Source organism: Ruegeria sp. AD11(2025) (assembly GCF_056542405.1).
Genome location: NZ_JBQFZU010000042.1, coordinates 1 through 26,101 on the forward strand (window position 1 = coordinate 1; position 26,101 = coordinate 26,101).

The window sequence follows — 26,101 nt, forward strand, 5'->3', positions numbered from 1 at the left end:
CGCGACGCATTGAATTTGAAAGGCATCCCAGCATCCCGCAGTCAATTCGAAGGACCAGCTATGCATCGGAAACGATTTGTGCAACACGCTCTGTTGGAACGCATTTTGTCCAGTACAATTCGATCCCAGAAAACACCTCGTATTACGTGTCTGACAAGACCTGGGAAAAGCTGAATGACGATCAACGTGCTGTCGTGCAAGAAGCCTTTTCAAAGGCGTCCGACGACTTTTTCGCCTACAACCGCGAGAATGACGCGGTCTTCGAGCAAAAGCTGATCGACAGTGGCTACACGATTCTGAAGCTGTCGCCCGAAGAGCAGCAAGAAATGGTCGAGAAAGTGCGCGCAGACATCTGGCCGATGCTGGAAGAAAGCGTCGGTAAAGAAAACATCGATCGTCTTCTTTCCAACCTGAACTAATCAATTCGCAACCATACGGGGCCGGCGCTTCAGCCGGCCCAAACATGTGGGTAAACAGCAAGGTAGGTCAGATGGCGCACATCACTGGTATTTTGCCGCGAGGAATTCGAACTCCGCTTCAAGGCTCGTTGAGATTGATGCGCTGGGTCGTGGTCTTCTCAGGTCTTCTGATGTCGGTCACGTTCTTTGCAGTTGTAATCATTCGATATGGATTCAGCGGGGATTTGTTCGCGTACGAAGAGTGGCTTCTTACAATATGCTTCTGGGGTTTCTTTGCGGGCTCTGCATTAGCGTCAGAACGCGGGCACCACATCAACGCGGACATTCTTGGGATCATCATCAAGAGTCCAAAATTGCGCTGGTGGCGAAGGCTGATCGTTCTGACGATTGAGTTTCTCGTAACTGCGGCGATCCTTTATTGGGGTTACCTGATGCTCGCCGAAGAATTAGCTAAATTCCCAATCTGGAAGACCACACCAGCCCTGAAAATTCCATACTTCGCGTGGCGGCTCGCAATTTTCCTGGGCTTTCTCTTCATGACTATCTTCGCTGCTGCTTATCTCTACGCCCACATCAGGGGTGTGGAAATTGAAATTGACGATGACGGAGAGGCAGAGGAACTCAATAAAGAAGGGGAGGCGGGCAAATGATCATTGCAGGCAGCCTAATAATCATCTGCGGCATGTTGCTGCTTGGCGTAAGCGTGTATGTGGCATTCGGCGCCGTTCTTCTGTTTCTGGCGGCGATGGGTGGTCATGAAGTCGCTGGCTATCTTCCTTCCGGATCAACGAAACTGCGATCTCTTGTTCTACTTGCCATTCCGCTTTTCATGATTGCTGGTACGATCATGGAACGGGGGAGGATTGCCGCCCCGCTGGTCAGTCTGGCGGAGCTTTTCATCGGACACCTGAAGGGTGGTCTGAGCGCGGCAACAGTATTGGCCTGCGGAGTTTTTGGATCAATCTCTGGAGCGGCAAACGCCACGCTAACCTGCATCGGTAGTATCATGATGCCGCATCTGCGCCGGGCAAATTACCCCGAAGGGCAATCCGCTGCCCTTATTGTCTGCGCCAGCCCGTTGGGGCTTCTGATCCCACCAAGTGGAAATCACATTCTGTATGGCTGGGTAGCGCAGCAATCAGTTCTCAAGTGCTTTTTGTCAACAGTGATACCGGCGTTCACCCTGATCACCCTGCTCATCGTCGTGAATCAGTTCATGTTACGCAAACATGACGACATCGAGCTGCTCGAACGGCCACAAGACTTTGGTGTGGCATTTCGACAAAAAGCAACACTCGCTTTCCCGGCTCTGCTAATGCCTCTTATCATCCTTGGCGGTATATACGGTGGGATTATGACGCCAACCGAGGCCGCTGGCGTGGCGGTCGTTTATGCTATTCCAATCGCAATCTATGTCTACCGGGGCCTGACCTGGCGGACGCTGGTTGACGCTCTTACAGACTCGGGCGTGATAATCGGAGTGGTCATGGTAATGATCTTCATGGTCCTGATAGTCAGCAAATTCCTGATCTTCGAAGACATCCCCAACATTGCAAAGGACCTGGTCTATTCCGTCTCCGAGAACCCAATCGTTATCTTGTTGATGGTCAACGTTGTCATGATCTTGATCGGAATGTTGATGGACGACATTAGTGGCCTTCTTTTGTCGACCCCAATCCTACTGCCCATTGTCCAGGGCGTAGGAATGGATCCGATCCACTTTGCGGCGGTGTTGGGTGTCAATTTGGGTATGGCGAACATCACGCCGCCGACTGCACCGCTGCTGTATCTTGGAGCCAAGATAACCAAGACGTCGGTTTCCAGCATGCTGCTGCCGACCTTGATCTTTATCATCTTTGCCTGGCTGCCGACCCTTGCACTGACAACGTTTGTTCCAGAGATCGCACTTTGGTTGCCGGAACTGCTTCTGGGATGATCCAGCAGTCGAACTCTTTAAATCCGAGTTTGAAATTCACAAAAAGCAGGGGGCGCACCAAATCTGGTGCGCCCCTTTTTTGGTTGCCATCTTTACATTCAAGACGCTTCTTCAACAGCGACACTAACCAATCGAACTTTGGGACGTATGGCTTCAAAGAACCATAACTCGCCGGGTGGATTCGCGAAAAAGGACCAAATGCCTAAATTTGCCGTCTTGAACGGCCTTAAGTGCCATTAGCAGAATTAACTGCCCGTGCGATCGGGTGCGACATAAAAATTTGTTTCGATCGGGCAGCGCAAAATATGCTGTTCCAAGGCATGTCCTACGGACATATCGGGAATGCCTGTTCGTAAGTTTATTAATTAAAAGCAATACTTTAAGTGATATTTGAGCTCAGAGACGAACGCTCGAGATTTTAATCTACAGGAGACTGCAAATTGACGAACGACCTCAAAAAAACTGCCGAACTTTTGGGCTTTATTGCAATTGGCCTTGCTTTCATTGGAGCCGTGGTAGTTGCATCGTTGGCATGATTTCTTCAAGCATGCTTGGATGCGTCACTCATCAGCAACATTTTGAATGAAAGCCGGCTTCGAACGCCGGCTTTCATTGTATTGGGGTTTTAGGCATCGGCATTTAGCGAGTGAGCGAGCACGCTGTGACGTGACTGCGGAAACGTGCATCCGGCGAAGCACTACGGGGAGCAAAGACTCCTTGAGGAGCTACCGCTCAATGATCCAACACATAATGCCGAATGCCAGGAAAAAACGGAATTTGATGCGGATTTCAGGTCAATAAGAGCAGATAACGTCAAGCGAAACGGGTCTCAATAAAGAAACAGTCAGTCCTGATTGTAAATTGAGGAAGTCATGCCCGAACACCAAAATCGCTTTTCTGCCCTTGAAGAGAAAATCAAGGAAGCTGGCTTGGATGCATTTTTGCTTTCAACCAAAGACAGTATCTTCTACTTCACGGGCTTCCGTTATGAGCCTTTTGAACGCCCTTTTTTCATTGTCGTTCGCCCAGACGTCGAACCGGTTTTTCTAACGCCTCGAATCGAGGCGGAGAACATGGCGACGATTGCCGTGCCGCACCGGATCGTCGAGTATATTGATTACCCAGCCCCTGCAGGTGGCAGCTACATCGAAGCCTTACAGAGCGTTCTGCCTGTTGATGCAAACATCGGCGTCGAAATGTCGATCACGGGCGAGTTGCTGGTATCGCTCGCTGGTTGGTCACCGCAGGTTTTGCCACTCGTGGAACAGCTCCGAATGGTCAAGAGTCCCGCCGAGATCGCTGCGATCCGCTTGGCAGCAAAGTATTCAGACCGCGGTCTGATGCTTGCCATGGAAATTGCCCAACTTGGTAGCCGCATTTTTCAGACAGACCACGCGAACGCCCTGCTGCGAGATGAGATCATCCGACAAGAGGGGCATCTTGACCCCTATATCTCAAGCATTTGGCAGGGAATTTGGGCCGCGCCGTACAGTGCTCAACCCCACCGTTTTCCAGAGCCCCAGGACACGTTGATTGAAGGCCCAAATGTCGGTCTCTCCTTTTTACGTGTGAATGGGTATTCCGCAGAAACCGAACGGACATTCTTTGTTTCTTCTCCCAGCAAAGAAGATACCGAGGTTTTCAACACTATGGTCGAGGCCGGCCGCATCGGTTTTGCATCGCTGCGCCCAGGCACAAGTTGCCACGAAATCGACCACAAGGTGATGAGTTTTCTTCGCGCCGAAGGCTTTGGAAACAACCTGCTGCATCGTACTGGCCACGGGATCGGTATGGGGGGCCACGAGGGCCCCTGGGTGGCAGAAGGCAGCAACGACATCCTTCAAGAAAACATGGTGATCAGTATCGAGCCGGGCATCTATTGGCGCGGTCAGGGAGGGTTCCGTCATTCGGATACGGTTTTGATCACGGCTGATGGATACGAGCTGCTCACGGACATGCCACGAGACATCGCATCGATGACTCTGAGCGTCTGACCTTCGAATTCCAATCAAACCAACAAGGAGAATACCAATGAAACACATGCTTTTCGCAAGTGTAGCGGCACTTTCAATCAGCACTTCTGGCGCTACGGCAATTGCAGCTGATGTAACCCTGAATCTATCCAACGAGTATTCTGCCACTTCTATTCACGGTGTGGGAGACGCCCGATTTGCTGATCTGGTCGCCGAAAAGACCGGTGGGACGGTTGAAGTGGTTGTCCATTATGGTGGTGCCCTGGGTTACAAATCGGCCGATCATTTCGACGCCGTGGGTGAAGGTGCACTCGAGATTGCAGACACTTATGGTGGCGCCCTTGGTGGCATCGATCCGTTGTTTCTGATCTCATCGCTGCCATTCTTTGTGACCACGGTTGAAGAAGCCGAGTTGCTATACAAAGTGGCAGAGCCTGAGTTCAAAAAAGTATTCGAGGACAACAACCAAATCCTGCTCTATGCATCGCCTTGGCCACCTTCAGGCATCTGGGCCAGCGATGCTAAGGACTCCTCTGATGCATTGGCTGGTCTAAAAATCAGAACATATGACAAGAATGGAACGACCGCGCTGAACGAACTTGGGGCCGCTGCGGTGCGTCTTTCCTGGGCTGACGTAGTTCCCTCAATTTCCACCGGAGCTATCGATGCCGTCCTGACATCGGCCGAAGGCGGTGTGTCTGGCAGCTTCTGGGAACACTTCGATACATTCACCGAGATCTACAACTACGCGATCCCGCTGAACTTCGTTCATATATCGAAGGACACCTTTGATACTCTCAGCGAAGAGCAGCAAGTCGCCGTTCTTGAGGCTGCAGCCGAAACCCGGGATCTGAACTGGGCCGCAATCCCAGAGCGTCTGGCCACCACCTACGGTCAGCTGGCCGAAAACAACGTAGAAGTAGTTACTTCGGGTGATGATGCTTATCGCGCGGCCCTGCAGATTGCGGGGGAAGCGGCACTAACAGAATGGCTCGAAAGCACTGGTGACCGAGGCCAGGCCCTGATCGACGCCTTCAATGCGGCCAAAACCCAATAAAACAAAGCTGACTGCGGTTCTCCTTAACACCGCAGTCGTTCCTTGGGAGGCACTATGCGATACTATATACGCACCATCGATGCCGCGTCCCACCTTGCTTTAATCTGCGCGGGCGCCATTCTTATCTACGCGGTTTCACACATTCTGCTCGAAACTGCTCTGCGGTCGATTTTCGACACCTCAACTCATGTGTTGGATGAATTTATTGGCTTCGCAGTCCTGTCGATCACATTTCTGTCCCTGTCCTGGACCTTGCAGGATGGAGGAATGATCCGCGTCAATATTCTCACTGACAGATTGCCCCGTCGCTCCCGGCAATGGTTGGAGTTTGTCGTTGCTCTGAGTGCCACCGGCATGGGTGCGTTCTTTTGCACGTTTCTCTGGCGCAATCTGGCAAAAAATTGGAAGCGCGGGGCAGTAAGTGAAAGCGTAGCTGAAGTGCCACTGTGGATTCCCGACCTGATCGTCTTTGTCGGCGCCTGTCTACTGGTTCTGCAACTGTCGACATTGGCCATTCGACCTTTCACTGAAAAATCTCAAGAGGGCTGACCATGGATCCCGTTACAACGGCAATTGCCGTATTCGCCTTGATGCTTGTTGTGCTGGCTTCCGGTATGTGGGTTTTTCTCGCTCTTGCCACTGCAGCTGCAATTTCTCTGTTTGCGTTAATGGGGTTCTCCCCAGACAAAATCGGTGCGATTGCCAGCCGGATCATAGTTCGTAGTGCTTCCTCGTGGGAGCTCGCCGCAGTACCGATGTTTATCTGGATGGGCGAAATAATGTTCCGCACGGATATCTCCGAGCGGCTCTACAAGGGCCTCTCACCTCTTGTTTCAAAAATACCCGGCGGGCTCCTGCACACCAATGTTCTCGGTTCTGCGCTTTTTGCCGCTGTATCCGGGTCCAGCGCTGCGACCACTGCGACTGTGGGTCGTATCACCACAAGTGAACTGAACCGTCGAGGCTATTCTCAAAGCCTTGCACTGGGTTCGCTTGCCGGAGCGGGCAGCCTTGGCCTCCTGATCCCGCCGTCAATCGTCTTGATCATCTATGGCGTGCTCGCAGAGGTCTCGATTGCGAAACTATTCATCGCAGGTGTGGTTCCAGGGATAATGATCGCAGCATTCTACGCAACCTACCTTGCAGCAAGATGTGCTATTTCGCCTGGGCTGGCTCCCCATGACCCAATCGACCAAGAGGATGCGCGCTTCAGTGCGATCGCAAGTAACCTTGCTCCGGTTCTGGGTCTTATCCTTGTGGTTCTTGGATCGATCTACACCGGGTGGGCGACGCCATCCGAAGCAGCCGCGATCGGCGTCTTCGCGGCACTGTGCTTCGCGGCAATAAGTCGACAATTGTCTCGTTCGATGTTGGCTGAGTCACTTGTCAATGCACTGAAAACATCATGCATGGTCTGCGCCATTTTGATGTGCGCTGCATTCCTGTCGTCCGCGATCGGCTACATGCATATACCTCGCAATATTGCCGTTGCAATCGATGCACTGAGCCTCTCACCCTATGTGTTGATCGCATCGCTGGCGCTCTTCTACATTCTTCTCGGGTTCTTTCTTGATGGCATCTCGATCATCGTGATGAGCTTGCCGATCACATTGCCTGTGGTGATTACGGCCGGGTTTGACCCAATATGGTACGGTATTTTTCTCGTTATCATGATAGAACTTGGCCAAATGACGCCACCGGTTGGGTTCAACCTATTCGTTATCCAAGGGTTCTCTGGAGTACCCATCCATAAGGTAGCAATTTATGCGATACCTTTCTTCCTGTTAATGTGTTTTGCGGTGCTGTTGATGGTTATTTTTCCACAAATTGCTCTTTGGCTTCCGGGATACTTGGCGGGATAAATTGAAATGGATCAGAGTGTTAAACCAAGAAGAACGCAGGCCGAAAGATCTGCAGCAACCCAAGCAAAAATCCTTGAAGCCGCGGAGTTCTTAATTGCGGAAAGAGGGCTGGCGCATATCTCCACGCAGGACATCGCCCATCATGCGAATGTCTCGCGAGGAGCAATGTTACATCATTTCCCGTCGCGGGCGGTGCTCATTCAGGCGGTATATGCCACCATGCTAATGCGTGAAGCCGAAAAATTGCGTGCTTTCGCAAGAGCTCTAAAACCTGGCCAGAATAGATTAAAGGCACTGACTGAATACATTTGGCTAAGATATCAGAGTGGCATCTTTCAGGTGTCTTTAGACTATATTTCTGAGGCGCGGGTTGATGCTGTTGAACTTGCCTATGTTTCGACCGAGTCTCGAAAGTTCAACGAGGCGCTCAACGATGTATGGCATGTCGAACTTGAAGCGTTCGGTTGTGATGTGGACACGCGGCAGGCATTGATGAACGAGTTCATGTGCCTTGTGAGAGGTATGGCGTTCCAAAGTCAGTGGCGAGATGATCCGAACTACTTTCAGGAAATGCTGCAAAACTGGCTTGTCAGAGCACGATCTATTTTAATCCCACTAAACACAAAGGATTAACTGCAGCACAAAATGCTGTGATTTTGAAAATCTCAGCGGAAAATGCTAAACTTGGCTTCAAAACGCACTTTCCTTTGGGTGTCTTTCGGTACTCTGAATGCAAAGTTAAAACGGGAAAGAAGCCGATGCTCTCCAATTCACTCATCGAAAAAGATCGCGCCCATTACTTCCACCCTGTTGTTCCAATCCGGGAGCATGAGCACCGCGGAGTTACAGTCATGCAGTCGGGCAAGGGAGTGTTCCTGACCGACGCAGAAGGCAACGAACTGCTTGATGGCTTTGCCGGCCTCTGGTGCGTAAATGCAGGTTATGGTCATGAAAACGTGGTCCAGGCCGCGGCGGAACAAATGCTCCGTTTGCCTTATGCAACTGGGTACTTCCACTTTGGCAGCGAGCCTGCAATTGAACTGGCTGCCAAATTGGCGGAACTGTCGCCCGGCGATCTGGATCATGTTTTCTTCACTTTGGGTGGTTCCGACGCTGTCGACACCGTAATCCGCATGGTGCGCTACTACTTCAACGCGCGTGAGGAAGGCACGAAGAAACACTTTATCGCACTGGAAAAGGGATATCACGGCTCCTCCTCAAACGGCGCTGGCCTGACCGCACTGCCCGTCTTCCAGGACAAGTTCGACCTTCCGATGCAGTGGCAGCACCACATCGCATCGCCGTTCCCATATCGTAATGAGGCAACCACCGACGAAGAGATCATCGCTCAGGGAGTTGCAAACCTGAAAGCCAAAGTGGCTCAACTTGGCGCTGAAAATGTGGCCGCCTTCATCATGGAATTGGTGCAGGGTTCTGGTGGAGTGATCGTGCTGCCCGAAGGTTACGCTAAAGCGATGCAGGACACCTGCCGCAAACTGGGAATCCTGTTCATAGTAGATGAGGTTATCACAGGTTTCGGCCGGACCGGCCCCATGTTCGGGTGTGAACACGAAGGGCTTACGCCCGACTTCCTGACGACAGCCAAGGGCTTGACGTCCGGCTACGCTCCGATGGGTGCGGTATTCGTCTCGGATGCCGTCTATCAAACCATCGCTGATGCTGCTCCCGAAGGCGTGCCGTTCGGCCATGGCTTTACCTATTCCGGCCACCCTGTAAGTGCCGCTGTGGCACTTGAGGTCATCAAGCTTTATGAAGGCGGGCTGATTGAGAACTCGAAAAGGGTTGGGGCCTATTTTGAACAGCAGCTCAAGACCCTACTCGATCATCCCGTCGTAGGCGAAGTGCGCGCAAAAGGGCTCCTTGCAGGGATCGAAATCGTTTCAAACAAGGACTCCAAGGCCAAACCCGCCAAGGAAAAAAATGTCGCGCGACGCTTGGCTAAAGCTGGCTATGAAAACGGGGTGATTTTCCGTGCCTTTGCCGATGACGTCATCGGCCTTGCCCCGCCCATTTGTATCACCGAAGCCGAGGTAGACCTGTTAACCAGCCGCCTCCGCGCAACTCTGGACACCATTTTGGACGTAGAAGGATAAACTCATGAAACTGTCTGACTTCAAAGCTCTTACATTCGATGTCTATGGTACTTTGCTCGACTGGGAAACAGGCATGGTCACCGGGCTGAAACCCCTGACCGACCGGGTTAGCCGCAGCCTAACGCGCGATGATGTTCTTGAGGCGCATGCGTTTTATGAAAGTACAACGCAACGCTATACGCCGTCGAAGAAGTACTACGAGTTGTTGCCCGTGGTGTATCGCCGTCTGGCAGAGGAATGGGGCGTCGAAGTGACCTGGGAAGAATGCGAGGCCTACGGAAGGGCTGCACGCCATTGGCCAGCCTTTGACGATACCATCGAGGCCCTGACCTACCTGAAGAAGCACTTCAAGCTGGTGGTGCTGACTAACACTGACAACCTCACCTTCTCGGGTGCCAATACTCGCCTTGGTGTACATTTTGACGGCGTTTATACCGCAGAGGATGTAGGCAGCTACAAACCGTTCGACCGCAATTTCGATTACATGCTCGAAATGCTGAAACGGCAAGGGATCGAGAAGAACGAAATTCTGCATACAGCCGAAAGCATGTTTCACGACCATGCACCTGCCAACAAATACGGACTGGCCAATTGCTGGATTTACCGCCGACACGATCAAGAAGGTTTCGGCGCCACCATGAACCCCGGTGAAATGCCGAAGTACGATTTCCGATTCAACAGCATGATGGACATGGCGAAGACACATCAGGCAGAGTTGGCTGGCTAAACAAAAGGAGGAAAGAATATGGTGGGGAACCCGAAGCTCGACCGGATCGACATCAATATTCTTTCCACTCTGCAGACGCAGGGCAACATCACCAATGTGAATTTGGCTGAGGCTGTGGGCTTGTCTCCCAGCCCCTGCCTCCAACGGGTGAAGCGGCTTGAAAAAGCGGGCTACATCCAAAATTACCGGGCCGTCATCAACCTCAGGAAACTTGGTGAACATGTAACGGTTTTCACTGAAGTCACGCTTGCAGACCATCGCCGAAAGGACTTCGTGAGGTTTGAGAACGAAATCCGCAAGCATGACAACGTAGTGGATTGCTACTTGCTGAGTGGCGGATACGATTACCTGTTGAAGTTTGTGGCACGCGGTGTGTCCCAGTACCAGGAGATCATGGAGGATCTGCTGGAACGGAACCTCGGCATCGACAAGTATTTCTCCTACATTGTGATCAAGCCGGTTGTCGAGAAGCACAGCGTGCCGATTCAGGATCTGGTCGACCGGGACTAAGGCCCGACAGAAAATGCCGAAGTTCTGACAAACAAAGCACAGAATGCTGGCCGACTGGCAAAATCAAGATTTCCGCCCGCATAAACTCGATAGGATTCTTCCAACTGCTGGAGTTGGAAATTATGAACCTTCAAGACATCTCTCTGTTTCGTCAGCAAAATCTGGTCGCGGGCGAATGGATCAACGCCGACAACGGTGCGACGATCGAAGTGGATAACCCCTCAACACTTTCTGTTGTTGGCACTGTACCAAATTGCGGTTTTGACGAAACGAACCGTGCTATCACAGCCGCTGAAGCCTGCTTCGCCACCTTTCGCAAGACCACTGCAGCACATCGTGGGGCGCTGTTGGAAAAGTGGTACGTCCTGATCATGGAAGCTCAAGACGACCTGGCCACGCTCATGACGCTCGAACAAGGAAAGCCATTTGCGGAATCCAAAGGTGAGATCGCTTATGCCGCGTCCTTCGTGAAGTGGTTCGCCGAAGAAGGCAAACGCGTCTACGGCGAGACAATTCCAAGCCCGGTCCAAGACCGTCGCATCATTGTGCAGAAGCAGGCCGTTGGCGTCTGTGCAATCATCACGCCCTGGAACTTTCCGGCCGCGATGATTACCCGAAAAATTGCACCGGCATTGGCGGCGGGTTGCCCGGTGGTCATTAAGCCTTCGGAGTTCACTCCTTTCACGGCTCTCGCATTGGGTGTGCTGGCTGAGCGGGCTGGCTTTCCCGCTGGCGCGGTCAACATCGTCACGGGTGACCCGGCAGGCGTCGGTGGCGCGCTGACCAGCAACCCTGCAGTGCGTAAGTTGTCCTTCACCGGATCCACGCGCGTGGGCAAACTGCTGATGGAACAATGTGCAGGCACCATGAAACGCCTCAGCCTTGAGTTGGGCGGCAACGCACCGTTCATCATTTTCGAAGATGCCGACTTGGATCTTGCCGTCGAAGGCGTCATGGCGTCGAAGTTCCGCAATGGAGGGCAGACCTGCGTCTGCGCCAATCGGATCTTTGTCCAGGCCGGCGTCTACGATGCCTTCGCTAATAAGCTGGCAGCCGTTGTAGGTAACATGAAGTTGGGCGATGGATTCCAGGACGGTGTCGAAATTGGTCCCATGATCAATGAAGCCGCGATTACCAAGATTAAGTCGCACCTGGATGATGCCGTGGCAAAGGGTGGCACCGTCATTGTCGGAGGTAAGCAGGAAGACGCGAGCACACGTTTCATCAGCCCGGCTGTTGTGACCGGTGTGACGACCAAGATGCTCATGGCTGACGAAGAGACGTTTGGTCCTGTCGCCCCGCTCTTCAAATTCGATACCGAAAGTGAAGTACTTGCTGCGGCCAATGCCACTCCTTACGGGCTGGCGGCCTATTTCTATACCAACGATTTAACCCGTACATTCCGTGTCAGCGAGGAGCTGGAAACCGGCATGATCGGTATCAATGTCGGCGGGTTTGCCACTGAAGTCGCGCCCTTCGGCGGCATCAAGGAAAGTGGTCTGGGTCGCGAGGGTGCCCACCACGGCATCGACGAATACCTTGAAGTTAAAACGCTGCACATCGGCGGCATCGCATAAGGAGGCTATCGCATGACCAAGACCTACCGCATTGCCGCAATTCCCGGAGACGGCATCGGAAGAGAAGTTCTGCCAGTCGGGCAGCGTGTAGTTAACACTGTTGCAGGTAAACTTGGCTTCAACGTGGAGTGGGCAGAATTTGACTGGTCCTGCGAGCGTTACCATGAAACCGGACGCATGATGCCGGAAAATGGTATTGAACAGATCAAATCGTTCGACAGCATCTATCTGGGCGCAGTTGGTTATCCTGGAGTGCCCGATCACGTCTCACTTTGGGGTTTGCTGATCCCATTGCGGAGAGAGTTGGATCAATATGCCAACGTGCGCCCCGTGCGGCTTTTGAAGGGGATCACCTCTCCGCTCGCAGGTCGTGGGCCCGAGGACATCGATTTCATCGTCGTGAGGGAAAACGTCGAAGGGGAATACTCCGAGATTGGCGGGCGCGTCTATCAAGGCACCGAACACGAAGCTGCAATCCAGGAAAGCATCCTAACGCGTCGCGGTACAGACCGGATCATGGATTATGCCTTTGAACTGGCCAAGACGCGCAAACGCAAGCACGTGGCTTCAGCTACCAAATCCAACGGCATTATTCATACGATGCCTTTCTGGGACGAGCGTTTCGCGGCTGCTGCGCAACGCTACCCGGGCGTCGAAACTGCACAGTTCCACATTGACATTATGACAGCCCATTTCGTCCTGCATCCCGATTGGTTCGACGTGGTGGTCGCCTCGAACCTCTTTGGTGACATCCTCTCGGATCTCGGGCCCGCTGTCGCCGGGTCGATCGGCATCGCACCCTCGGCAAATATCAATCCGGAGGGCAAGTTCCCTTCGATGTTTGAGCCTGTCCACGGGTCCGCTCCCGATATCGCAGGCAAGGGCGTAGCTAACCCTGTTGCGGCTGTGTGGACCGCCGCCATGATGCTGGATCACTTGGGCGAAACAGAAGCCGCCGCAGAAATCGAACATGCAATCGAAACTTCGCTGGAACACCCGGATACCAAGACCCGCGACTTGGGCGGCACTGCTGATACCTCCGGGTCCGAAGCCGCCATTCTGGCAGCTCTTTCATAAGGAGAACAGACATGCAGAAAGCTGAGATCGTCTATGACGACTTCGCCAAAGTGGAAATGCGCCTTGGCAAGATCGTGGAGGTCAAAGATTTCCCCCGCGCCCGCAACCCGTCCTACAAGGTTTGCGTCGATTTCGGAGAGTTGGGGCAACGATGGTCGAGTGCTCAGATCAAGAATTACTCCGAAAGCGAGCTGATCGGTCGCCACGTGGTGTGCGTCGTTAACATGCCGCCCAGAAATATCGCTGGGTTCAAGTCGGAAATCCTGATCATGGGTGTTCCCAACGACGCCGGAGAAACCATCCTCTTGCAACCGTCTGCAGACGCAGTGCTCGGAAGTGAAGTCTTTTGATGTCAGCGAAGCATACAGCACTCGGCGCTTTGGCTATTCTGTTATGGGGCACTTTGGGGGCCCTCGGTGCCCTTTCAGCATCGTTGCCTCCCTATCTGGTTCTGACCTTCTGCTTCGCAATAGCGGCAGGTCTGGGGCTAATTATATGCGTCGTCACAGGGCGCGAGCCTGCGCGCATTTGGGATCGTCGTACGAGCCTGTTTGCTGGCCTTTTGGCTGCCTACCATCTTGCATACCTTGAAGCCTTTCACCACGCAGCGCCCATTCCAGTATCACTCATAAACTACCTTTGGCCTGCCTGTTTGATCATTCTTGGAAACTTATTCTTTCATCTGCGTAGTGGAACGTCGGGATATGTCGGAACCGCGCTTGGCTTTATCGGCGTTCTGATATTGATCGGCAAAGATGGTTTTGCACTCCAAATATCGGAAGCATTTGGCTATGGTCTTGCATTCCTTGGAGCCATTTTGTGGGCGTTGTTTTCTAACCTGAGACGTCACGATCAGTCTGACGCCATATCCGCAATGACGACAATCTGCTTGGTATCCTCATTGTTTTGCCTGCTTTGGTGGATAGCAAAAGGGATGAATATACCAACATTCAGCGCTTTGGATGTTTGGGTTATCCTTGCGCTCGGCTTGGGGCCAGCGGGTGGTGCTTTTTTCCTTTGGGACTTAGGGATGCGCCACGGCAACGCGGCTTTGCTTGGTGTTTTAGGTTACTCCGCGCCAGTAGTTTCCACCATTCTCATGCTGGCTCTGGGTTTGGGTCAACCGGGATGGGAAGTATTTGCAGCGATAGGATTGATAACTTTGGGCGGTATAGTGAGTGGTTCAAAGGGGTTCCAAAGGTGCCGAACCATACGAACCGGCAAAAACCGCAGAGTGACGAGAAAATGGAGCAACGACCAAGGTTACCACAAGACCAAATCCCAATACCAAGGAAGAGACTCAAGGCGCTATGTTTGGTTTTCTGCGTCTTAGTTTTGGCGTCCGTGAGTTTTGCTGTTTTTGTTTAACTTTTTCGAAGCTGATCGCTTCTCTGTTGGTATTCTCTCGGCCCATTCCTGCCGTCCAGCGGACACCTTCGATGCTGCGGTGCAGCCCGTCAAACCTGCCGTTCGCTACCAGTACAACATAGGGTATCGGTCGAGCGAACAGTTCGCGGATTTTCTGGACCTTCAGCCCAACGCCTCACACGCGCGTAAACGGTCCCAACCGTGCCTTCCCAGCAGAGTCAAGCGCCGCATCGGAGCTTGACCGAAGCGGCCAATAGTCAAACTCGGGCACACGGAGTTGTGAGAGGTTGAGCACACGATACTGAATTTTAGGTGAAGTCTGTTATCTGTCCCTAAAAAATCCAGTTCTATGTCGCAAAAAAGTATTTAGACAGGCAATTCCGACTTGGATTCGTCTATCTGCTCAATGTCAACCTCGGCCAGCGAAGAAATGACGCAATCCGCAGCCGTTAGTTCACTCTCGTGATCTTCATGAAGAAGACCTACGCAATAGAAACCACCATTCTTTGCCGCTTCGACACCGGAAGAGGAATCCTCGATCACGATACATTCATCCACATTAAGCCCCAGCCCGCTGGCGGCGGTGAGGAATATATCAGGGTTGGGTTTCCCATTTTCGACATCGTCGCCTCCGATAACAACCGGAAAGGCATCCAACAAACCAGCTTTTTCGAGAACGGCTCGGACATTGGCGCTGCTGGAAGCGGCCGCCAGCCCGTAACCCTCCGACTGGCATTGTCTTACGAGGTGCACAGCAGCATCGAAGACACGAAATTCGCCTCGCTCGATCATTTCAACATAATAGTCATTTTTTTTGTCTGCGGCGGTTCTGACTTCATTCTCCGAATGCCGGGTCATGACCGCGCGCGCGCCGTCATAACGAGGGCGCCCATCGACAAGTCGCCGGTATTCCGCCCTTCCAAACTCATACCCGTATTCTTCGAACATGCGTTTCCAAGCAGCAAAATGCGCCGGTACGGTGTCGACCAAAACACCATCGAGGTCAAAGATCAGTCCTTTGATCGGCATGCTGAATCTCCTGGTTCGAGCCTGTGCAAGAAACACGTAGCATGTAAGGATTTTTCTTCAATCGGCTGGCATGTGAATGTTTATATGGCATAATTATTCACGCTGTCAGGATCCTGCTAACGAACAATATTGAACAAATGATCGACGTTAAAAAACTTCCATTTGAAGAACGCGCCCAGTGCGCTGCCTATATGCGCGCAACGCACAACATGTCGCAGGTAGAGATAGGAGCAATTCTTGGTGGCCTGTCTCAACCGCATGTATCGCGGTTACTGAAACACGCTGAACGCCAAAACTACTTGGTCATCGAACAACGCTTCGTCAAAGAACAATTCTCAGACGAGTGGATTGCCCAGATGGACGAAATGCTGGCTCCTTCAGGGTTGAATTCTGATCTGAAGCGATATTGCAACAGGAACAAGCTTAGACCGCCTCGGCTTGGGGTGTTTGAAAGCGGCCCGGGGAACACCGAGGCTGCGCTGTCACAGCGCCGTACCAGGTTTGGACGAACCGCATCCGGGCGATTGATAGAACTGATCGAGAAATCGAACGTCATCGGCGTTGCGTGGGGTCGAACAATCAAGTCTCTGGCAGAAGGGATTGCAGCCTCAAGGCAGCCCATAGATAAGTCGCAAAAGACTGAGTTTGCAGCGGTTTGCGCAGAATTGATGTCGCTGGCTCAGCATGGATACTCTGCCAGCCGGCTTGCCGGAACGTTTGATGAGCTATTTAACGATCAGCCGGAGGATAGCCCTCAGCTCACTGGTTTCCCGGCATACATACCCCGTCACTACGATGAGACCATGCGCCGTTCCATTTGGCAGTACATCTCTGACACCCCGGGATTTCACCGCGTGTTTTCGGGTCCAGACGCATTGATTGATAAAATGGATATGTTGATTTCCAGCGTCGGGTCTTCAAGCACTCCGGTTCTGGGCAGTTTTGAAGAGCTGGTTCAGGCTGGCGGGTTAAGGGCTGACGATCTCCGGCAATTGGTCGTCGGGGACCTTGGCGGTATTTTGATCCCGAGAACCGAAATTTCACAGGCCAAGATGGACCTGATTGACGAGCTGAACGGGCTGTGGACCGGGATCAAAACAGAGCATGTCAAAGCCATCGCAGATCGGGCATTTGACGATCCTGATCAAAGTGGTGTTGTGGTCGTCGCGATTCAGAAGGAACGAGGCGATACGGTATTCGAACTGATCACCCGGGGGCTTGTTAACGAATTGCTCATCGATCACGCGGCAGCGGAACAACTGCACACGCGCGTTGCTGAGGCTCTTGCAGACTGACGATAGCACCTCGGCACACCTTGACCATTCCTGCGAGAAAAATCTTGGTTGTCACGCAGGCTGCGGTGCTAAGACCGCTTCCTCTCCGGCAATCAAAGTAACAGGATGGCCCATCACCTCGATATCCTCTTTCGTGCCGGACGGAGCAATCAGCTTAAACCGACACTCGTCATGAGAAATCAGAACTTCGACGTCATTCCCCTGCCACTTCAGATTAAACCGGATGCCGGACCATGCCTCGGGCAGCCAGGGTTTGAACGTCATCTTGCCGTGCTTGACCCGGAACCCGCCAAACCCACAAACAAGCGACTGCCAGGTGCCACCGGCCGATGCGATATGCATCCCGTCCTGTGTGTTTCCCTGATTGTTGACCAGATCAACAAAGGCAGAACGTTCGAAATAGTGATGGGCCGAGGAAATGTCGCCGACTTCAATCCCCATGATCGAATGAATGGCCGGGCTGAGCGATGATTTGTGCATCGTGCGTTTCTCATAAAACGCATAGTTCGCCTTTTTGATTTCGTCTGAAAACTCGTCGGGCAAGAGATAGTTCAACATGATCACGTCAGGTTGCTTGAGTAGCATCGAGCCATTCAGTGAAAAGTGATCATGCCCCTCCGGGTAGACCGGCATACGGTTTTTGTCCCATTCGGTGATGGGAATGTCCTTGAGCTGGAAATATCCTTCAAATTGCTCAATCAGATTGCGGGACGGGTCAAAGGGAACATAGATTTTTTCGGCCGTTTCCAGCCAATTATCCACTTCCTTTTCTGTTAAATCTAACCGAATCCGCAATTCGTCATGAACCGCTGACGAGGCCTCGCTGAACTCTTTGAAAACACGTGCGGATTGCTCCAGATGCCATTTCGCCATTCGGTTGGTGAACGTGTTGTTGTCGACATGCTCGTGAAACTCGTCCGGCCCAATAACGTTTGTCAGCTCGTACCGGTCCATGTCTTTGTTCCATTCCAGTCGACTGATCCAGAACCGGCTGGTCTGATACAAAACCTCGGCCCCGAAATCGCGAAGGAAATCTTTGTCTCCGGTCGCCGCAACATAACTGAGGATGCCATATGCCACACATGCGGTGACGTGAATCTCTTCTTCTCCGGTCCAGATCCGGTTCGCGCCGTCCGCTGTCCATTTTGGCGTTGTCTCCACCCCGGTATCAGCGGATTCCCACGCGTACTGCGCGCCCTTAAGCCCATTCATGCGGGCATTCTCAAGTGCGCCGTTCAACGTATTGTAACGGTATTTCAGAAGGGCTTTGGCCGTCTCCGGCTGCGTGAATATATAGAATGGCAGCAGGAAGATCTCGGTATCCCAGAAAACGTGACCTTTGTAGCCTTCCCCAGACATGGATTTGGCGCCGATGTTCGCGCGCGGGTCGTTTTCGTTGGCTGCTATAAGCAAGTGATAGATGTTGAAGCGCATCGCCCGCGTTGCTTCAGGATCACCCGTCACCACACAATCACAGGAATCCCATTTTTTGCGCCATGCTGCGGCACTTTCGCTTAGACATGCGGAGAACCCTTTGGCATGCGCGGTCTCCAGAGACGCTTCGCATTTGGCTGCCAATTCCGCGCCGTTCAGATCTCGCGATGTATAAATCGACACCAGCTTTTCGAAAGTCAGACTTTGCCCGTTGAGCGCCTCGACAGAAATGGTTTGCGAAACCTGCTCATAATCAAGGTTTGCGCCTTTGAACTCGCTAAAGGAAGGCCAATCCAAGGCAGACGACATGCCAATCGAAATGCCAGTGTCCAGAGTCAGAGCTTCGATATAGGACGCATCGCTGCTTGCATGTGACTGAGTGACCTTCAGGTGTCGGCTTTTGGCCCATTTTTCCCATTTTACCTCGGGATGGAAATCCGGGTTTCCTTGATAAGCTGGCAATCGATCCAGATTGTATCGATGGGCATCAAGGGCGCTTTCGACAGTGATCTCGGACGAGTGGTTTTCCAGAGTGACGATCAGGCGAATGCCACAGATGTGCTGATCGGCAAAACTGGCAAAGCGGATGCTGGTGATTCGAGTGCGACGGCCTTTGCTATCTTCAAAAACCGTATCTCGGTGGAGAAATCCGGTCTGCAGATCCAACACGCGCTTGTGTTCGACCACTTTACACGTTTGGACATCCAGAATTTCACCTTCGACACGAACCCGAAGCGGCAGCCAGGTCGGCACATTGACCTGATCGATCACCGTCGAGTCATGGTGATCGTAAACACCAGCCAGATAGGTGCCAGACAGCTCTCCTTTGTGACCCTCTTCCAGCGACCCACGTGTGCCCTGATAGCCGTTGCCGACCGTAAAAATGGTCTCCTTGAAGTTCGCTTCATCCAGATTGAATTGGGTTTCTTCGATCAGCCAGTCGCTACTGCTCAGCATTGTCTGCATGTCAGGGCTCCATTCGGGTGATATTTCGGATAATTCAATCGCCGTAGGTTTCGGCAATCTGACGTTCGGTTTCTTCCAGTGATCCGTAGACATCCAGCTCGCTGCTCGAGCAGCGCTGTGCTCCTGCACAGTTTCCGAACTGGCAGGCTGTGACGAAATCGCCAGTCTTGAGGTAGCCAAAAGCCAAACCACCAGCAAAGCTGTCACCGCAGCCCGTGGTATCGACCACATCCTCGACAAGCACTCGCTTGACCAGATGTTCCCGCATCCGGCCGGTTGCATCCTTGTGGTAGACGGCGCAGCCGTGTTGATCCAGCGTGACGTAGAGCGCCTTGACGCCAAGATCCAGGCAGTGCTGGGCGAACTTGGGCAACTGGTCCATCGTGAGTTCGCTTATTTCCTGCAACTCGTCAGAACCGTATTCTCCCTTGAACCAACTGCATTGCGCCTCTTCCAAATTCATCTTCAGAAGGTCGATATGCGGAAGCCAGCGATCTCTATCGATCCAGAATTTATGATACCGTTCGCCATGTGCTGAACACCCGCTGGTGGGACCATGCGCATCAAATACAACCAGACCATCGCTGTTGGCCTTGATGTATCGGATCGTTTCCAACGGAACCTCGAAATCCGTGATCGGAACGAAAACGAAAGCCTCGCAATCCATCAGGTCTTCGATGTCGTCGGGCAGGATCGGGTTCATGAAACCCGTCTGCTTTTCGTTGCGATGGTTCTGATCGACGTAAACCAGATCGATCACCGCGCCCTGATCGGCGTCGCCTGTGACATGGCTGACATCCAGATACGGAAACTCAGACAGCAAGGTGCGAATATTGTCGACGTCCGACCTGCGCACATGGCTGACAACGTTGATCCGCGAACCCGGACCGGCCAGCGAGGACATACAGACCGCTGTATAGACCGCGCAGCCAAATTTATTGAATTTCTCACCCTGATAGCTGGTGATATTGTCCCTTGGGATCGGGCCAAGGACTGCGACATTGATCTTGTCAGACATTTCGATCCCTTGCTTTTATTTGCTGTTTTGCCGGCGGGCGTATGCGTGATTATAGCAGCTTCAGTTCTGATAGATCTGTTCGCTGGTATAGAACCCGCCATCGATCACCGTGCTGTCGATCGTATCTTTTGACACTGCAAAAACAGGGGTGATAACCGTCGGGATTTCCGCGAAACCATTGTCGATCAGCGTATGCTCACCGATCAATTCGCTGATTTCGGCATCCGGAGACTGCGCTATTTTCACGGCAATATCCGCCGCCTCATAGGCCAGAGGTTTGATTTGCTTCCAGATTTCCAGCGCCTGTATGTCATTGGCGACCATTTGGACATTCTTCAGATCAGCATCTGACCCGGCAACAAAGACCTGATCAGCCGATGCCAGATCCTCATCCGACAATGCTGCCAGAACCCCAAAGGCAAGCCCGCTGTTGTTGGCGATGAACGCATCGATGTCGTTGTCATATTCGACCAGTAGGTTCTCGGCAGTGTCTCTGGCCATATCAGGAGACCAGTCTACATGGCTGCGATCCGCAACAAGCTCGAGCCCAGGATGATCGGCAATCACTTTCAGCACACCGCTGCTGAGCGCTTCGGCATTGGCATCACCAGGCTGACCGCGGATCAGGGCGACCCGGCCTTTGACCTCACCGCGGGTATCATTCAGCCAGTCCACCATCGCTTCGGCCTGAAGCTGCCCGACGGCCCAACTGTCCTGCATAACCATGACGTCAAGCGGCCCGTCCTGCAGCATCGAGTCGTACCCGACGACTTTGACGCCTTGATCGTGGGCCAAATCAACAAGGGCACCAGCGGTTGCGGTGTTGACGGGTTGCAGGACCAGAACGTCCACCCCCGATTCCAGCATTTCCTCAACCTGCTGCAACTGACGCAATGGATCATTGCCGCTGCTATCAAAGATCACATCTGCACCTTGGGATTCCGCGCGTGCAATGAACAGGGATTTGTCAGTCTGGTATCTGGCTTCCTGCATGGTCTTGAGCAGGAACCCGATTGTAGCGTTGTCCTGCGCTGCCGCGATCATTGGCAGCGATGCGGATAGAAAGCCGGCCAAACCCAAAGCTCTGAGGCCGTCTGTGCGTAAGGTTGCTAAAATGGACTGGACCATCGCTTACCTCCCAACTGTCATTCAAGTTTTCGGGGATTTTGGCTTTGCCCCCGGTGCGTGTGACCCGGGGCAGGCCAGCAACATTATTTTTTCTGCATCACATCGAACCAGACGGCGAGGATGATGATCAGGCCTTTGATGATCAACTGATAGAACGTGACCACACCAAGCAGGCTCATGCCGTTGTTCAGGACCCCGATCAGCAGGGCACCGATGATGGTTCCACTCACCTTGCCAGAACCACCCGCCAGGCTGGTACCGCCGATAACAACCGCTGCAATCGCATCAAGCTCAAACATGGTTCCAAGGTTGGGTGAGGCACCGTTCAGACGCGAGGCTAGGATGATACCAGCCAGCGCCGACAGAACCGAAATGACCGTATAGACAATCATCTTGGTGCGGACGACGTTGATGCCGGACAGGCGAGCCGCATCTTCGTTTCCGCCAAGCGCGTAGAGGCGGCGACCAAAACGGGTGCTGTTCAGCGTATAGATCCCGGCAAACGCAATGACTGCAAAGATCGCAACAGGAACGGGGATCCCCTTATAGCTGGTGAACACGTGGAAGGCCAAAGCAAACCCGCCGATCATCACGGCCCCGTTGACTAGCAGTTCCTGCATATTCACTTCGACGCCATGCGCCTTGCTTTGCTGAACGTCCCGGAAGATCGAATAGACAGCAAGCGCAGCACACACGATCAGGACGATACTGGACATCATCGGCGGGATATAAGCCCCACCAATCAATGGGAACACATTACTCGTTACCGGGACAGAACTGCCGTTGGTTAGGGTCAGTGCCAAACCGCGTGCGATGGTCAGCATCCCAAGGGTTATGATGAATGGTGGTATGTTGAACTTGGCTATCCAGAACCCGTTCCACAGACCTATTCCAACACCCACGATCAATAGGGTTGCAGGCACCGCCAATATTGTCGGCACGCCCCATTGCATCATGAGCGTACAGACGACTGCTGATAACCCGACGACAGAGCCAACGGATAGATCAATACCCGCAATCAGGATGACCATGGTCATGCCTACGGCAATGATCCCGATGATGGTAACCTGACGGGACAGGTTGCTAAGGTTCCTCGCGGTGAAAAACGCGTCGTCGGCAAAGCTGAGCCCAACGACAAGCACGATCAACGCAATTAGCGTCGCATTGTCCTTTATGAAGTTTATCAGGTGGTTTTCCTTGGCGCCGCCTGCACCAACACCTGCAACGTTGCTGTCAGCACTCATTTGCTTCCTCCCTTATGCGCTGCCGGTGGCATACGCCATGATTGCTTCTTTCTTCGCGTCGTCCCGTTCAAAGTTCGACACGATCTCGCCTTCGCACATCACCAGAATCCGATCGCACATGCCCAAAACCTCGGGCAGTTCCGAAGAAATCATGATGACGGTGACACCCTGCTGGACCAGTTCGTTCAGCAACTTGTAAATCTCGACCTTGGCGCCGATATCGATCCCGCGTGTGGGCTCATCCAGGATGAACACATCCGGGCGCGAGTTCAGCCACTTACCCAGAATGACCTTCTGCTGGTTGCCGCCGCTGAGCGTCCCGATCACGGTGTCAATCGACGGTGTTTTGACACCAAGCTGGTCGACATATTCCTTAACGACTTTGCGCTCCTGCTGGGTGTTGATGATACCCAGAACCTTTGAGCTGATCGTCTCAAGCGAGGAAATCGTCGTGTTGAAGGAAATGGATTTGTCCAGAAATAGCCCCAAAGCCTTACGATCTTCGGTCAGCAGTGCGATGCCGGCATCGATTGCATCCTTCGGAGACTTAATATCCAGCTTTTGCCCATTTAGCTTAACTTCACCGGTGGTCTGATCCGGATAGGCACCGAATACACCGCCAACCAGTTCGCTTCGGCCAGCACCCATTAGACCGGAGATGCCCAATATCTCGCCTTTGCGGGCAACGAAGCTGGCGTTCTTGACCAGATAGCTGCCAGGCAGGTCGGGGTTTGTGACGGACAGATCGTTCACCTCCAAAGTCACCTCACCCGGTGTGAAATCGACCTTGGGAAACATATCCTTGATGTCGCGCCCGACCATTCGGGCGATGATCTGATCCAGCGTGATATCCGCGATCGGAGTGACTTCACCGATCGTCTGGCCATCGCGCAGAACCGCGATCCGGTCGGCGATCTGCTCGATCTCTTCCATCTTGTGTGAGATGTAGCACATGCAGACACCGTCGGCTTTCAGCTTGCGGATGATACGGAAGAGATCCTTGACCTCCTTATCCGTCAGCGCCGACGTCGGTTCGTCCAGCACCAGTATCTCGGCCTTGAGCGACAGGGCTTTGGCAATCTCAACCATCTGCTGTTTGCCCACAGTGATGTTCTGCACCAGATCTGTCGGGCGAATGTCGTTGATACCCAGTTCGGTCAGCAGTTTCTGGGTTTCGGCAAATGTCTGGTTCCAGTTGATCCTGCCCTTGGCATCGGTGAACTGGCGATCCAGAAAGATGTTTTCGGCAACCGACAAACCGGGAATCAGGTTGAGTTCCTGATAGATGATGCCAATGCCGGCCGCCTCGGCCTCTTTCGTATTCGCGAACCGGACTCTTTCACCGCGCAAAAAGATATCGCCCTCGTAAGTTGGATAGGGCCAAACCCCGCTAAGCACTTTCATCAACGTGGATTTGCCCGCTCCGTTTTCTCCCATCAACGCCAAGAGTTCGCCCGAGCGGGCTTCGAAATTGACATTGTTCAGGGCGCGAACACCGGGAAAATCCTTGATGATACCCTGCATTTTCAGGACGACTTCAGACATGCTTTTTCCCATCACATTCAGAAAGGTATTTCGGACATTCCCCACCCTGACCGGCAGTTTCGCCGTGACGGGTTAAGGAAGGAGGGCACCATGAAGCAGCGCGCGGGGAGTACACGCATAGGGAGCCAGATGGCGAAAAGCCCTCCTTCAGGAAAAGGTCCCGAGGATCAGTTCCCGTAGACTTCTTCCTTGGAGTAGAAGCCGCCAGCGATGATCGTGTCATCGATGTTGTCCTGTGTCACAAGCGTGATCGGAGTCACGATTGTCGGCACATCGGCGAAACCGTTGTTGATAACCTTGTCCACTTTGACCAGATCTGCGGGCGCGGTGTTGGGATCGGCGGCCAAAGCGACCGCCACTTCTGCCGCAGTTTCTGCCAACGGATCAATCTGCTTCCAAATTTCAACGGCTTGCTTGCCTTGCGCAACATATTGGATATTGGCCAGGTCGGCATCAGATCCGGCTACAAACACTTTGTCTGATGAAGCCAGCCCCTGTGCTTCCAATGCCGCGATAACACCACGAGCCATGCCGCTGTTGTTGGCGATAAACGCGTCGATGCTGTTGCTGTTAGAGGTCAGCGTGTTTTCCGCAGTCGCCATGGCCTTCTCAGATGACCAACCTTCATGCGCCTGATTTGTTACCAGTTCCAACCCCGGGTTCGCTTCGACAATCTCCAACACACCGCTGCTCATGGCAATCGCGTTGGAGTCGCCGGGTTGACCTTGAATCAGGGCGATCTTGCCGGACACCTCTCCGTTCTTCTCCTGCAGCCATTCGACCATGGCTTCGCCTTGCAGGCGGCCCACGGCCCAGCTGTCTTGCATCACCATCGCATCCAGCGGCCCGTCCACGAGCATCGAGTCATACCCTACAACGCGCACACCTTCGCTGTTTGCCATGCTGACCATGCTACCGGCAGTACCAGTATTCACCGGCTGTAACACGATGACATCTGCTCCCTTGGCGAGCATGTTTTCAAACTTAGCCAGCTGGGTCAGCTCGTCATTATTCGCTGAATCAAAGATAACTTCGGCGCCCAGTTCCTCGGCTTTCGCAGTAAACGCGGCGCGGTCACGTTTGTAGCGCTCTTCCTGCATGGTTTTCAGCAGAAAGCCAATTTTGACATCGCCTGCATACGCTGTCCCGGCAGTCAGTGCGACAGCGGCGACAGAAAGCAAGGCGGCTCTACGGGTAATGGTCTGCATCAGGGACATATTTCCTCCAGTGTATGTTCCTTGGCTGCCGGGCCAATTGGGCCGACAACGCGAAATGCTTCGCAAATTGTGCTGGGTGCCGGCTAACCGGTGAGAACAAGCGTCAATCTCAAAGCGATAACGCTAACATAGCGGTGAAGATTGAGAGGAGAATTTGTATATTTAGAAAGCATAAATATTCACAGCGCAGTTGGGATCCCTGCGCCCAAAGGGATTTTACATATTTAACAACACCATAATAGGTTGCCACTCACTAATCGAAAACACTGAAGTCTCTTGGTCAGGCCGCGACAGAGTTGTACCGTAATCGCGAAGCGGGTTGTAAAGCCGCGAAATCGGCAATCAAACATCCTGATGAGATCGCCAGGCCGACACCGTCTGGTGTTTTCTCTGTTGGCGTGCTCAAGCGGACCAATAGGTCAATTCATGCAACCGCTGTCGAATGGCCGCTAACCAAGAATGCGAATGGCTATTTCGGGTGTTGTCACGTTAACTTCCGACCCACCAAGGAATACTGATGCCCGGACTTCAAGCAGCTCGAGTGGCGGCATTCCAGGCGTCAAATGCTTCGAGGCGGTGATATCGAATTGTTAAGGCTGAGCGAC

Annotated in this window: 23 protein-coding genes; 16 read left to right on the forward strand and 7 right to left on the reverse strand. The window is 53.0% G+C overall.

Going from position 1 to position 26,101, the window contains the following annotated elements:
* The 15 genes from ACR1XY_RS22465 to ACR1XY_RS22535 all read left to right on the forward strand — a co-directional run.
* Positions 1 to 419, forward strand: a 419-nt coding sequence (locus ACR1XY_RS22465) for a type 2 periplasmic-binding domain-containing protein (protein WP_480596670.1), incomplete at its 5' end; no start/stop codon positions are given.
* A 71-nt stretch (positions 420 to 490) separates the two neighbouring features.
* Positions 491 to 1,069, forward strand: a complete 579-nt coding sequence (locus ACR1XY_RS22470) for a TRAP transporter small permease (RefSeq protein WP_480596672.1) — start codon at positions 491 to 493, stop codon at positions 1,067 to 1,069.
* Complete coding sequence (locus ACR1XY_RS22475; protein WP_480596674.1) at positions 1,066 to 2,355, forward strand: TRAP transporter large permease; 1,290 nt, start codon at positions 1,066 to 1,068, stop codon at positions 2,353 to 2,355. Before ACR1XY_RS22470 ends, ACR1XY_RS22475 begins: the two co-directional genes overlap by 4 nt.
* An 872-nt stretch (positions 2,356 to 3,227) precedes the next feature.
* Positions 3,228 to 4,349, forward strand: coding sequence for a M24 family metallopeptidase (locus ACR1XY_RS22480; protein WP_480596676.1), 1,122 nt, complete (start codon positions 3,228 to 3,230; stop codon positions 4,347 to 4,349).
* Between the two features lie 37 nt (positions 4,350 to 4,386).
* The gene (locus ACR1XY_RS22485; RefSeq protein ID WP_480596678.1) at positions 4,387 to 5,385 is read left to right on the forward strand and encodes a TRAP transporter substrate-binding protein; all 999 of its coding nucleotides are present in this window, start codon (positions 4,387 to 4,389) and stop codon (positions 5,383 to 5,385) included.
* Between the two features lie 42 nt (positions 5,386 to 5,427).
* Positions 5,428 to 5,934, forward strand: coding sequence for a TRAP transporter small permease subunit (locus tag ACR1XY_RS22490; RefSeq protein WP_480596680.1), 507 nt, complete (start codon positions 5,428 to 5,430; stop codon positions 5,932 to 5,934).
* Positions 5,935 to 5,936: 2 nt separating this feature from the next.
* Positions 5,937 to 7,247: a TRAP transporter large permease gene (locus ACR1XY_RS22495; RefSeq protein WP_480596682.1), complete on the forward strand. Its 1,311-nt coding sequence runs from the start codon at positions 5,937 to 5,939 to the stop codon at positions 7,245 to 7,247.
* Between the two features lie 6 nt (positions 7,248 to 7,253).
* Positions 7,254 to 7,880 (forward strand): TetR/AcrR family transcriptional regulator, encoded by a 627-nt coding sequence (locus ACR1XY_RS22500; RefSeq protein WP_480596684.1) that lies wholly within the window; start codon positions 7,254 to 7,256, stop codon positions 7,878 to 7,880.
* A gap of 17 nt (positions 7,881 to 7,897) precedes the next feature.
* Positions 7,898 to 9,361 carry an aminotransferase class III-fold pyridoxal phosphate-dependent enzyme gene (locus ACR1XY_RS22505; protein ID WP_480596686.1) on the forward strand — a complete coding sequence of 488 codons (1,464 nt, stop codon included), beginning with the start codon at positions 7,898 to 7,900 and terminating at the stop codon, positions 9,359 to 9,361.
* Positions 9,362 to 9,365: 4 nt separating this feature from the next.
* On the forward strand, positions 9,366 to 10,088 hold the full coding sequence (locus tag ACR1XY_RS22510; protein ID WP_480596688.1) for a haloacid dehalogenase type II: 723 nt from the start codon (positions 9,366 to 9,368) through the stop codon (positions 10,086 to 10,088).
* 18 nt (positions 10,089 to 10,106) lie between these two features.
* On the forward strand, positions 10,107 to 10,598 hold the full coding sequence (locus tag ACR1XY_RS22515) for an Lrp/AsnC family transcriptional regulator (protein WP_480596690.1): 492 nt from the start codon (positions 10,107 to 10,109) through the stop codon (positions 10,596 to 10,598).
* Between the two features lie 122 nt (positions 10,599 to 10,720).
* Positions 10,721 to 12,175, forward strand: coding sequence for an NAD-dependent succinate-semialdehyde dehydrogenase (locus ACR1XY_RS22520; protein ID WP_480596692.1), 1,455 nt, complete (start codon positions 10,721 to 10,723; stop codon positions 12,173 to 12,175).
* Positions 12,176 to 12,187: 12 nt separating this feature from the next.
* Complete coding sequence (locus tag ACR1XY_RS22525; protein ID WP_480596694.1) at positions 12,188 to 13,252, forward strand: tartrate dehydrogenase; 1,065 nt, start codon at positions 12,188 to 12,190, stop codon at positions 13,250 to 13,252.
* Between the two features lie 11 nt (positions 13,253 to 13,263).
* The gene (locus ACR1XY_RS22530; protein WP_480495990.1) at positions 13,264 to 13,602 is read left to right on the forward strand and encodes a tRNA-binding protein; all 339 of its coding nucleotides are present in this window, start codon (positions 13,264 to 13,266) and stop codon (positions 13,600 to 13,602) included.
* A complete protein-coding gene (locus ACR1XY_RS22535) occupies positions 13,602 to 14,585 on the forward strand; it encodes a DMT family transporter (protein ID WP_480596696.1) in 984 nt (327 codons plus the stop codon). Before ACR1XY_RS22530 ends, ACR1XY_RS22535 begins: the two co-directional genes overlap by 1 nt.
* Positions 14,586 to 14,986: 401 nt before the next feature.
* Here ACR1XY_RS22535 and ACR1XY_RS22540 read toward each other — a convergent pair whose 3' ends face one another.
* The gene (locus ACR1XY_RS22540) at positions 14,987 to 15,649 is read right to left on the reverse strand and encodes an HAD family hydrolase (protein ID WP_170546590.1); all 663 of its coding nucleotides are present in this window, start codon (positions 15,647 to 15,649) and stop codon (positions 14,987 to 14,989) included.
* A gap of 137 nt (positions 15,650 to 15,786) precedes the next feature.
* Between ACR1XY_RS22540 and ACR1XY_RS22545 the strand changes: the two genes are divergently transcribed.
* Positions 15,787 to 16,944 (forward strand): sugar-binding transcriptional regulator, encoded by a 1,158-nt coding sequence (locus ACR1XY_RS22545; RefSeq protein WP_170451110.1) that lies wholly within the window; start codon positions 15,787 to 15,789, stop codon positions 16,942 to 16,944.
* Between the two features lie 51 nt (positions 16,945 to 16,995).
* On the opposite strand, the gene ACR1XY_RS22550 is transcribed toward ACR1XY_RS22545, so the two are convergent.
* The 6 genes from ACR1XY_RS22550 to ACR1XY_RS22575 form a co-directional block, all read right to left on the reverse strand.
* The gene (locus ACR1XY_RS22550; RefSeq protein WP_170546587.1) at positions 16,996 to 19,344 is read right to left on the reverse strand and encodes a glycoside hydrolase family 65 protein; all 2,349 of its coding nucleotides are present in this window, start codon (positions 19,342 to 19,344) and stop codon (positions 16,996 to 16,998) included.
* Positions 19,345 to 19,378: 34 nt separating this feature from the next.
* Positions 19,379 to 20,362 carry a carbohydrate kinase family protein gene (locus ACR1XY_RS22555; protein WP_170546584.1) on the reverse strand — a complete coding sequence of 328 codons (984 nt, stop codon included), beginning with the start codon at positions 20,360 to 20,362 and terminating at the stop codon, positions 19,379 to 19,381.
* Between the two features lie 60 nt (positions 20,363 to 20,422).
* Positions 20,423 to 21,490, reverse strand: a complete 1,068-nt coding sequence (locus ACR1XY_RS22560) for a substrate-binding domain-containing protein (RefSeq protein WP_480596699.1) — start codon at positions 21,488 to 21,490, stop codon at positions 20,423 to 20,425.
* A gap of 83 nt (positions 21,491 to 21,573) precedes the next feature.
* Positions 21,574 to 22,734 carry a sugar ABC transporter permease gene (locus tag ACR1XY_RS22565; RefSeq protein ID WP_480596701.1) on the reverse strand — a complete coding sequence of 387 codons (1,161 nt, stop codon included), beginning with the start codon at positions 22,732 to 22,734 and terminating at the stop codon, positions 21,574 to 21,576.
* A 12-nt stretch (positions 22,735 to 22,746) separates the two neighbouring features.
* Entirely contained in the window at positions 22,747 to 24,279 is a 1,533-nt protein-coding gene (locus ACR1XY_RS22570; RefSeq protein ID WP_480596703.1) for a sugar ABC transporter ATP-binding protein, read from the reverse strand.
* 167 nt (positions 24,280 to 24,446) lie between these two features.
* The gene (locus tag ACR1XY_RS22575) at positions 24,447 to 25,496 is read right to left on the reverse strand and encodes a sugar ABC transporter substrate-binding protein (RefSeq protein WP_480596705.1); all 1,050 of its coding nucleotides are present in this window, start codon (positions 25,494 to 25,496) and stop codon (positions 24,447 to 24,449) included.
* Between the last annotated feature and the right edge of the window lie 605 nt (positions 25,497 to 26,101).

Coding starts and splice junctions, on each gene's coding strand:
- ACR1XY_RS22470 (WP_480596672.1), top strand. CDS start 491: ATGGCGCACATCACTGGTATTTTGCCGCGAGGAATTCGAACTCCGCTT.
- ACR1XY_RS22475 (WP_480596674.1), top strand. CDS start 1,066: ATGATCATTGCAGGCAGCCTAATAATCATCTGCGGCATGTTGCTGCTT.
- ACR1XY_RS22480 (WP_480596676.1), top strand. CDS start 3,228: ATGCCCGAACACCAAAATCGCTTTTCTGCCCTTGAAGAGAAAATCAAG.
- ACR1XY_RS22485 (WP_480596678.1), top strand. CDS start 4,387: ATGAAACACATGCTTTTCGCAAGTGTAGCGGCACTTTCAATCAGCACT.
- ACR1XY_RS22495 (WP_480596682.1), top strand. CDS start 5,937: ATGGATCCCGTTACAACGGCAATTGCCGTATTCGCCTTGATGCTTGTT.
- ACR1XY_RS22500 (WP_480596684.1), top strand. CDS start 7,254: ATGGATCAGAGTGTTAAACCAAGAAGAACGCAGGCCGAAAGATCTGCA.
- ACR1XY_RS22510 (WP_480596688.1), top strand. CDS start 9,366: ATGAAACTGTCTGACTTCAAAGCTCTTACATTCGATGTCTATGGTACT.
- ACR1XY_RS22515 (WP_480596690.1), top strand. CDS start 10,107: ATGGTGGGGAACCCGAAGCTCGACCGGATCGACATCAATATTCTTTCC.
- ACR1XY_RS22520 (WP_480596692.1), top strand. CDS start 10,721: ATGAACCTTCAAGACATCTCTCTGTTTCGTCAGCAAAATCTGGTCGCG.
- ACR1XY_RS22525 (WP_480596694.1), top strand. CDS start 12,188: ATGACCAAGACCTACCGCATTGCCGCAATTCCCGGAGACGGCATCGGA.
- ACR1XY_RS22530 (WP_480495990.1), top strand. CDS start 13,264: ATGCAGAAAGCTGAGATCGTCTATGACGACTTCGCCAAAGTGGAAATG.
- ACR1XY_RS22535 (WP_480596696.1), top strand. CDS start 13,602: ATGTCAGCGAAGCATACAGCACTCGGCGCTTTGGCTATTCTGTTATGG.
- ACR1XY_RS22540 (WP_170546590.1), bottom strand. CDS start 15,649: ATGCCGATCAAAGGACTGATCTTTGACCTCGATGGTGTTTTGGTCGAC.
- ACR1XY_RS22545 (WP_170451110.1), top strand. CDS start 15,787: ATGATCGACGTTAAAAAACTTCCATTTGAAGAACGCGCCCAGTGCGCT.
- ACR1XY_RS22550 (WP_170546587.1), bottom strand. CDS start 19,344: ATGCAGACAATGCTGAGCAGTAGCGACTGGCTGATCGAAGAAACCCAA.
- ACR1XY_RS22555 (WP_170546584.1), bottom strand. CDS start 20,362: ATGTCTGACAAGATCAATGTCGCAGTCCTTGGCCCGATCCCAAGGGAC.
- ACR1XY_RS22560 (WP_480596699.1), bottom strand. CDS start 21,490: ATGGTCCAGTCCATTTTAGCAACCTTACGCACAGACGGCCTCAGAGCT.
- ACR1XY_RS22565 (WP_480596701.1), bottom strand. CDS start 22,734: ATGAGTGCTGACAGCAACGTTGCAGGTGTTGGTGCAGGCGGCGCCAAG.
- ACR1XY_RS22570 (WP_480596703.1), bottom strand. CDS start 24,279: ATGTCTGAAGTCGTCCTGAAAATGCAGGGTATCATCAAGGATTTTCCC.
- ACR1XY_RS22575 (WP_480596705.1), bottom strand. CDS start 25,496: ATGTCCCTGATGCAGACCATTACCCGTAGAGCCGCCTTGCTTTCTGTC.